Genomic DNA, 7,693 nt, shown 5'->3' on the forward strand with positions numbered 1-7,693 from the left:
GGCCCCCCCGCCCCCCGCGCCGGGGGGGCGGCGCGCCAGCCCCCCCCCCGGCCCCCGCCCCGCGCGGGGCGCCCCCCCGGGCCCGGCGCCGGTGGTCAGCGGCCGCTCGCGCGGGCCCAGCGGCGGTAGCGGTACCACTCGTTGGCCGGCTTGGCCGCCAGCGCGACGATCCCCACGACGATGAGCAGGGTCTGGATCAGCGACAGCGTGGTGAGCAGGCCGCTGGTGCCGACCGCCCCGCCGGCCAGCCCGACCAGGCCCGAGAGGACCGCGAGCCCGCCGAGGACCCACAGCACGATCCGGGCCCAGTTGCGGCCCTGCCAGGCGAACCAGATGAACAGCAGCTGCAGCCCCACGAAGACCAGCGTGAAGACGATGCCGAGGGTCACCACCCCGGCGGTGGTGGCGTCGCCGAGGTCGCTGTAGTCGGCCGGGTCGAGCCCCTGGTCGATCAGGGCCTGGTCGACGAGCTGGTCGAACTGGGCGAAGGTCACGATCGCGCCGAGGACGCCCAGCAGGGTGCTGGTCAGCCACGCGCCGATGCCCAGCTTGACCGCCTGGGGTCGCTCGACCGGCGCCGGGGCGCCCCACGAGTCCGGCGCGGCCGGTGCCGAGCCGTAGCCGCCGTAGGGGTTCTGCCCGTACGGCGCCTGGCCGTAGGGGGTCTGGCCGTACGGCGGCTGGCCCGGGGGCGGCTCCCAGCCCTGCGGTCCTGGGCCCTGTCCTGCGGTCATCGCGGTGCGTCTCCTCTGTGTCGGTGCTCGCGGCATGATGGTCGACCGGCCGACGCCGGACCAGCACCCGGGACACGACAGGCCCGCCGCCCTCCCCGGAGGGAGGCCGGCGGGCCCGGTGAGGTGCTGGAACGGCCCCGTCGCAGGGCCCCGGGGCGCGCGGAGCGCGTCCCGGGGGCGCCGGGGTCCTTCTTCACGCGCGGGTGATGGTCAGCCCGGTGTCGGCCTCGGCCCCGGCCAGGTCGGCCGCCCAGTCGACGACGACGCCGTCGCCGTCGCGGATCTCGCCGGACAGCAGCGCCCGGGCCAGCGGGTCACCGATCGCCGACTGCACCAGCCGCCGCAGCGGGCGGGCGCCGTAGACGGGGTCGAACCCGTTGAGCGCCAGCCACTCGCGGGCGGCGTCGGTGACGGTCAGCGTCAGCCGGCGCGCGGCCAGCCGGCGGGCGAGCACGCCCACCTGGATGTCGACGATCCCGGCCAGCTCCTCGCTGCCCAGCGCCCGGAACACCACGACGTCGTCGAGGCGGTTGAGGAACTCCGGCTTGAAGTGCGACCGGACGACGTCCATGACCGCCGCGCGCCGCGCCTCCTCGGGCAGCGACTGGTCGGCGATGACCTGGGAGCCGAGGTTCGACGTCAGGATCAGGATGGTGTTGCGGAAGTCGACCGTCCGCCCCTGCCCGTCGGTGAGCCGGCCGTCGTCGAGCACCTGCAGCAGCACGTCGAAGACGTCGGGGTGGGCCTTCTCGACCTCGTCGAGGAGCACCACGGTGTAGGGCCGCCGCCGGACCGCCTCGGTGAGCTGGCCGCCGGCCTCGTAGCCGACGTAGCCCGGAGGGGCACCGACGAGCCGGGCCACCGAGTGCTTCTCGGAGTACTCGCTCATGTCGATGCGGACCATCGCCCGCTCGTCGTCGAACAGGAACTCCGCCAGCGCCTTGGCCAGCTCGGTCTTGCCGACGCCGGTGGGACCGAGGAAGAGGAAGGACCCGGTGGGCCGGTCGGGGTCGGCGATGCCCGACCGGGCGCGGCGGACGGCGTCGGACACCGCCCGGACGGCGTCGGGCTGGCCGACGACCCGCCGGCCGAGCTCCTCCTCCATCCGCAGCAGCTTCGCCGTCTCGCCCTCGAGCAGCCGGCCGGCGGGGATGCCGGTCCACGCCTGCACGACCTCGGCGATGTCGTCGGGGCCGACCTCCTCCTTGAGCATCGACTCGCCGGTCTGCACCGACTCCTCGGCCGCGGCCAGCGAGCGCTCCAGCTCCGGCAGCCGGCCGTAGCGCAGCTCCGCGGCGCGGGCGAGGGCGCCGTCGCGCTCGGCGCGCTCGGCCTCGGTGCGGACCGTCTCCAGCTCCTCCTTGATCCGCTGGATCCGCTCGATCGCCGACTTGTCCTGCTGCCACCGGGCGGTCAGCTCGTCGAGCTGCTGGCGCCGGTCGGCCAGGTCGGCCCGGAGGGCGGCCAGCCGGTCCTGCGAGGAGGGGTCCTCCTCCTTGGCCAGCGCCATCTCCTCGATCTCCATGCGGCGCACGGCGCGCTCGACCTCGTCGACCTCGACCGGCCGGCTGTCGATCTCCATGCGCAGCCGGCTGGCGGCCTCGTCGACCAGGTCGATGGCCTTGTCCGGCAGGAACCGGGCCGTGACGTACCGGTCCGACAGCGTGGCGGCGGCGACGATCGCGCCGTCGGTGATGCGCACGCCGTGGTGGACCTCGTAGCGCTCCTTGAGGCCGCGCAGGATGCCGATGGTGTCCTCGACCGAGGGCTCGCCGACGAACACCTGCTGGAAGCGGCGCTCGAGCGCGGGGTCCTTCTCGATGTGCTCCCGGTACTCGTCGAGGGTCGTCGCGCCGACCATGCGCAGCTCACCGCGGGCGAGCATCGGCTTGATCATGTTGCCGGCGTCCATGGCCGAGTCGCCGGTGGCACCGGCGCCGACGATGGTGTGCAGCTCGTCGATGAAGGTGACGACCTCGCCCTCGGACTCGGCGATCTCGTGCAGGACGGCCTTGAGCCGCTCCTCGAACTCGCCGCGGTACTTGGCGCCGGCGACCATGCTGGCCAGGTCCAGCGCCATCAGCCGCTTGCCCTTGAGGCTCTCCGGGACGTCGCCGGCCACGATCCGCTGGGCCAGGCCCTCGACGATCGCGGTCTTGCCGACGCCGGGCTCGCCGATGAGGACCGGGTTGTTCTTGGTGCGCCGGGAGAGCACCTGCACGACGCGGCGGATCTCGGTGTCCCGGCCGATGACCGGGTCGATCTTGCCGTCCCGCGCGCGCTCGGTGAGGTCGACGGCGTACTTCTCCAGCGCCTGGAACGTGCTCTCCGGGTCGGCGGTGGTGACCTTGCGGTTGCCGCGGACGGTCCGGAACGCCGCCAGCAGCGCGTCCCGGGTGGCACCGGCGCTGGTGAGCATCGATCCGGCCTCGCCCTCGGAGCCGGCCAGGCCGACCAGCAGGTGCTCGGTGGAGACGTACTCGTCGCCCAGCGCGCTGGCCTGCTCCCCGGCGGCGTTGACCACCCGCAGCAGCTCGCGCGAGGGCGAGGGAGCCGCGACGGTGGCGCCGCTGACGCTGGGCATGCGGCGCAGCGCGGCCTCGGCCTTGGCGCGCACCTCGGACGGGTCGGCCCCGACCGCGGACAGCAGGGGGCCGGCGATGCCGTCGGTCTGCTGCAGCAGGGCGACGAGCAGGTGCAGGGGCTCGAGGGCGGCCTGCCCGCGGTCGACCGCCAGCCGCTGGGCGGCCGCGAACGCCTCCTGCGAACGGGTGGTCAGCTTGCTCTCCATGGTGGCTGCGGATCGTCCTCTCGGCGGAGTCGCCGGGACGGCTCCCGGCGGATCGGCGTGTCGAGCTGTGCAACGGCCGAGAGGTTGAGTCTGTTCCGCTCAAGTCCGGTGGCCGGACGGTGCGCCCCGGGAGCCGCGGACCGGTCACAACCTGATGCCGCGCGACCTATGTGTCCCTACACTCGACGCATGGAACAGACGAGCGTGGGGGACCGCCTCCCGGCCCCGAGCGTCGCTCTGGACGACCAGCTGTGCTTCGCGCTCTACGCGGCGTCACGAGCGATGACGGCCCGGTACCGGCCGATGCTCGAGGAGCTCGGCCTCACCTACCCGCAGTACCTGGTCATGATGCTGCTCTGGGAGGAGGACCAGCAGACCGTCGGCCAGCTCGGCCAGCGGCTGGCCCTCGACAGCGGCACGCTGTCCCCGCTGCTCAAGCGGCTGACCGCCGCCGGCCTGGTCACCCGTCACCGCCGCGTGGAGGACGAGCGCTCGGTGGCCATCGCCCTCACCGACGCCGGGCGGGCGCTGCGCGACCGGGCCTACGCCATCTCGCAGGACATGATCTGCGCGCTCCGGCTCGACGCCGACCAGTTCTCCGACCTCAAGCAGACGCTCAACGTGCTCACCAGCCGGGTCACCGAGGCGCCCCGCGGGAGCTGACGGTCCGGCGGGTCGCTCGCCGTCCGCCGGGGTAGGGGCGCGGGGTCCGACGCCGGCCAGAGCCGCCGGCACCCCCGTCCCGGAAGGCCGTCATGCCCACCCGTACCGCACGCACCGCCTGGAACGGCACCCTCCAGCAGGGGTCGGGTCAGGTCGAGCTGTCCAGTTCGAAGGTCGGCACCTTCGAGGTCAACTTCCCCAAGCGCGCGGCCGACGACGCCGGCGGCACGACCAGCCCGGAGGAGCTCGTCGCCGCGGCGCACTCGGCCTGCTTCGCGATGGCGCTGTCCAACGAGATCGGCAAGGCGGGGGGCACCCCGCAGTCGCTGGAGATCAGCGCCGACGTGACGCTGGGCCAGAAGGACGGCGCGCCGCACATCACGCGGATCGCGCTGACCGTCCGCGGTGAGGTCGACGGCCTCGACGCCGACGGCTTCGAGAAGGCCGCCCAGGCGGCCAAGGTCGGCTGCCCGGTGAGCAAGGCCCTCGCCGGCGTCGACGAGATCACCCTGGACGCCGCGCTGGAGTCCTGAGCTGCACCAGAGCCGACGGCGCCCGGACCGTGTGGTCCGGGCGCCGTCGGGCGGGTCGTCGGGCCGGGGTCAGAGGCCGGTCGCGCTCTGCTCCTCGCGGGCCTCGCCCAGCCGGTTGAGCCGGGCCAGCAGCTCGGCGAGGGTGGCGACGTCGTCGGCGGGCCAGCCGGAGAGGTCGGCCTCCCAGCGCGCGCGGCGCGCATCGCGGATGCGGGACAGCCGCTCCGCGCCCTCGGCCGACGGGCGCAGCACCTGGGCCCGACCATCGCCCGGGTCGGGCTCGCGGTCGACCATCCCGAGCGCCACCAGCGACGCCACCTGCCGGCTCACCGTGCTCTTGTCCAGGCCGAGCCGGGCGACCAGGTCGCTGGCGCGCAGCGGGCCGGTGTCGGCGAGCAGGGCCAGCAGGCCGTAGGCCGCGCCGTCCAGGTCGGGGTGCAGCTCGCGGGCCAGCCGGGCGGAGATGGCGCGGGAGCGGCGCAGGAGCAGGCCGATCTCGCGTTCCAGCCGCACGAAGGACTCGTGCTGCGCCGCGCCGGCGTCGCCCACGTCCCCCTCGACGACGGCGCCCCGCGCGGGGTTCCCGCTCACCGGGTCTCCCGGGGCCGCCAGACGACCAGCGCGGAGGTGGCCTGCCGGATCGGGACGAGGTCGGCCCGGGTGTAGGAGCCGGCGAAGGAGCCGTGCACCGCGGTCTCGGCGGCCGCCCGGCGGCGCTCGGCCTCCTCGAGCTCGCCGATCAGCTCGTGCACCCGCTGCTGCAGGGCCTCGACCTGGGACTCCAGGTCGATGATCCGCTTGATGCCGGCGAGGTTGACGCCGTCCTCCTGGGAGAGGCGCTGGACCTCCCGCAGCAGCGCGACGTCGCGGGGGCTGTAGCGCCGCCCGCCGCCGGGCGTGCGGCCGGGGGTCACCAGACCCAGCCGGTCGTACTGGCGCAGCGTCTGGGCGTGCATGCCGGCCAGCTGGGCGGCCACGGAGATCACGAAGACCGGCGCGTCGTCGGCGACGGCGCGGGCGCCGTCGCGGCGCTCGCGCTCCTCGGCGTGCGGCGCGCTCACCGGGTGCTCCCCCGTTCGGCACTGCGGGCCTGCGCGGCCGCGGTGATCTGCGGGCGCGGGTCGCCGAGCTCGGCGTCGAGGGTCTTCACCGCCCGCTCGGCCTCGCCCGAGAGCCGCTGCGGCACGGCCACCTCGACGGTGACCAGCAGGTCACCGGACCGGCCGCGCCCCGGGACGCCCCGGCCCCGGACCCGCAGCGTGCGCCCGCTCGCGGTGCCGGCGGGCACCTTGAGGGTGACGTTGCCCTCCAGGGTGGGCACGGTGAGCGTCGTGCCGAGCACCGCCTCGGGGAAGGTGATCGGCACGGCCAGGGTGAGGTCGTCGCCCTTCCGGCCGAACAGCTCGTGCTCGCTGACGTGCACCACGACGAACAGGTCGCCGGCCGGGCCGCCGCGCCGCCCAGGTGCGCCCTTGCCGGCGAGCCGGATGCGCTGACCGTCCCGGACGCCGGCCGGGATCCGCACGGTGATCGTGCGGGTCTGGGTGGTGACGCCGTTGCCCGCGCAGGTGGGGCACGGGTCGTCGACCACCTGGCCGGTGCCGCGGCAGTTGCGGCACGGCTCGGAGAAGGCGAACGCGCCCTGGCTGCGGCTGGTGACGCCGGCGCCGCCGCAGACCTCGCAGGTGTGCGGGCTGGTACCCGGCTTCGCGCCGCTGCCGGCGCAGGTGGGGCAGGTGCCCGGGCTCTGCATCCGCAGCGGCACGGTCACGCCGAGGACGGCCTCGTCGAACGACAGCGTCGCCTCGGTCTCGACGTCCTGGCCGCGGGCCGGCCCGGACGCCGCCTGCGAGCGCGCCCGGGCCGAGCCGGCCGCCGTCCCGCCGCCGCCGAAGAGGTTGCCGAACAGGTCGCCGAGCCCTCCGGCCCCGGCCCGCCCGGCGTTGCCCGCGGCCCCGAACAGGTCGCCGAGGTCGAAGGGCTGGCCGCCTCCGGCTCCGGGGAAGCCACCGGGGAAGCCGGCCCGGGCACCGGCACCGCCGGACCCGAACAGCCGCCGGGCCTCGTCGTACTCGCTCCGCCGCTTGGGGTCGGAGAGCACGTCGTAGGCCTCGGAGACGTCCTTGAACCGGGCCTCGGCGTCGGCGTTGCCGGGGTTCTTGTCCGGGTGCAGGTCCCGGGCCAGCTTCCGGTAGGCCTTCTTGATCTCCGCGGCGTCGGCGTTCTGGGAGACGCCCAGCGCCTTGTAGTAGTCCTTCTCGATGAAGTCCCGAGTGCTCATCGGGCGCCTCCTCTCCTCGCGTCTCCGCTACCGGCCGGCAGCCCTCAACCGGCGGCCGGGGTCTCCCCCGGCGCACCGTCGGCGGCCGCGTCCACGGTGGCCGGGTCCGCCGGAGCGGCCGCTGCACCGGACGGGTCGCTCACCGCGACCATCGCCGTGCGCAGCACCCGGTCGCCGCGGCGGAAACCCTGCCGCAGGACCGTCGTCGCCGTCGGCACGCTCACGTCGTCGGACGTGTCGTGCAGGACGGCCTCGTGCAGCGCCGGGTCGAACGGGTCGCCGGCGACGCCGAAGGCCTCGACGCCCAGGCCGTCGAGCAGCCCCAGGACGCGGTCGGCCACGACCTTGAAGGCGCCGGTCAGGTCGCCGTGGTCCCGGGCCCGCTCGATGTCGTCGACGATCGGGAACAGCTGGGCGGCGAACCGCTCGGCCGCCTGGTCGACCACCAGCGCGCGGTCGCGGTCGACCCGCCGCCGGTAGTTGGCGTACTCGGCCGTGACCCGCTGCAGGTCCTCGGTCCGCTCCGCCAGCTGCCGCGACAGGTCGCCGTCGCCGACCCTGTCGCCGGCCGTGGTGCCGGCCGCGACCTCCTGCACCGGGACCCCGGTGGCCGTCTCGTTCTCGCTCATGCGCTCCCCTGGCGATGCGTGGGTGGGCGGGCCCGGCGGGGCGCCGGCCGGCTGCTCGCCGG

8 protein-coding genes are annotated in these 7,693 nt (G+C 75.2%); 2 read left to right on the plus strand and 6 right to left on the minus strand.

What is annotated here, in order from left to right; all coding sequences use genetic code 11:
* Window positions 1-95 precede the first annotated feature (95 nt).
* Window positions 96-734, minus strand: a complete 639-nt coding sequence (locus tag ACI78U_RS24550; protein ID WP_456878064.1) for a hypothetical protein — start codon at window positions 732-734, stop codon at window positions 96-98.
* 193 nt (window positions 735-927) lie between these two features.
* Window positions 928-3,525, minus strand: a complete 2,598-nt coding sequence (gene clpB, locus ACI78U_RS24555; protein ID WP_456878065.1) for an ATP-dependent chaperone ClpB — start codon at window positions 3,523-3,525, stop codon at window positions 928-930.
* Window positions 3,526-3,714: 189 nt separating this feature from the next.
* Here clpB and ACI78U_RS24560 point away from each other — a divergent pair, with 189 nt between their 5' ends.
* Window positions 3,715-4,188: a MarR family winged helix-turn-helix transcriptional regulator gene (locus ACI78U_RS24560; protein WP_456878066.1), complete on the plus strand. Its 474-nt coding sequence runs from the start codon at window positions 3,715-3,717 to the stop codon at window positions 4,186-4,188.
* A gap of 92 nt (window positions 4,189-4,280) precedes the next feature.
* Window positions 4,281-4,721 (plus strand): OsmC family peroxiredoxin, encoded by a 441-nt coding sequence (locus ACI78U_RS24565; protein WP_456878067.1) that lies wholly within the window; start codon window positions 4,281-4,283, stop codon window positions 4,719-4,721.
* Between the two features lie 69 nt (window positions 4,722-4,790).
* Here ACI78U_RS24565 and ACI78U_RS24570 read toward each other — a convergent pair whose 3' ends face one another.
* Genes ACI78U_RS24570 through grpE form a run of 4 tightly spaced genes read right to left on the minus strand, consistent with a single transcriptional unit; the run spans window position 4,791 to window position 7,631 of the window.
* The gene (locus ACI78U_RS24570; RefSeq protein WP_456878068.1) at window positions 4,791-5,312 is read right to left on the minus strand and encodes a MarR family winged helix-turn-helix transcriptional regulator; all 522 of its coding nucleotides are present in this window, start codon (window positions 5,310-5,312) and stop codon (window positions 4,791-4,793) included.
* Window positions 5,309-5,782, minus strand: a complete 474-nt coding sequence (locus ACI78U_RS24575) for a heat shock protein transcriptional repressor HspR (RefSeq protein ID WP_456878069.1) — start codon at window positions 5,780-5,782, stop codon at window positions 5,309-5,311. Before ACI78U_RS24575 ends, ACI78U_RS24570 begins: the two co-directional genes overlap by 4 nt.
* On the minus strand, window positions 5,779-7,002 hold the full coding sequence (gene dnaJ, locus ACI78U_RS24580) for a molecular chaperone DnaJ (protein ID WP_456878070.1): 1,224 nt from the start codon (window positions 7,000-7,002) through the stop codon (window positions 5,779-5,781). Before dnaJ ends, ACI78U_RS24575 begins: the two co-directional genes overlap by 4 nt.
* A gap of 44 nt (window positions 7,003-7,046) precedes the next feature.
* Entirely contained in the window at window positions 7,047-7,631 is a 585-nt protein-coding gene (gene grpE / locus ACI78U_RS24585) for a nucleotide exchange factor GrpE (RefSeq protein ID WP_456878071.1), read from the minus strand.
* Window positions 7,632-7,693 lie beyond the last annotated feature (62 nt).

The sequence above is a fragment of the Geodermatophilus sp. SYSU D00710 genome, from assembly GCF_054050195.1.

Excerpts from the sequence above, each read along its gene's own strand:
- ACI78U_RS24565 (WP_456878067.1), top strand. The coding sequence starts at position 4,281 with ATGCCCACCCGTACCGCACGCACCGCCTGGAACGGCACCCTCCAGCAG.
- clpB (WP_456878065.1), bottom strand. The coding sequence starts at position 3,525 with ATGGAGAGCAAGCTGACCACCCGTTCGCAGGAGGCGTTCGCGGCCGCC.
- grpE (WP_456878071.1), bottom strand. The coding sequence starts at position 7,631 with ATGAGCGAGAACGAGACGGCCACCGGGGTCCCGGTGCAGGAGGTCGCG.
- ACI78U_RS24550 (WP_456878064.1), bottom strand. The coding sequence starts at position 734 with ATGACCGCAGGACAGGGCCCAGGACCGCAGGGCTGGGAGCCGCCCCCG.
- ACI78U_RS24560 (WP_456878066.1), top strand. The coding sequence starts at position 3,715 with ATGGAACAGACGAGCGTGGGGGACCGCCTCCCGGCCCCGAGCGTCGCT.
- dnaJ (WP_456878070.1), bottom strand. The coding sequence starts at position 7,002 with ATGAGCACTCGGGACTTCATCGAGAAGGACTACTACAAGGCGCTGGGC.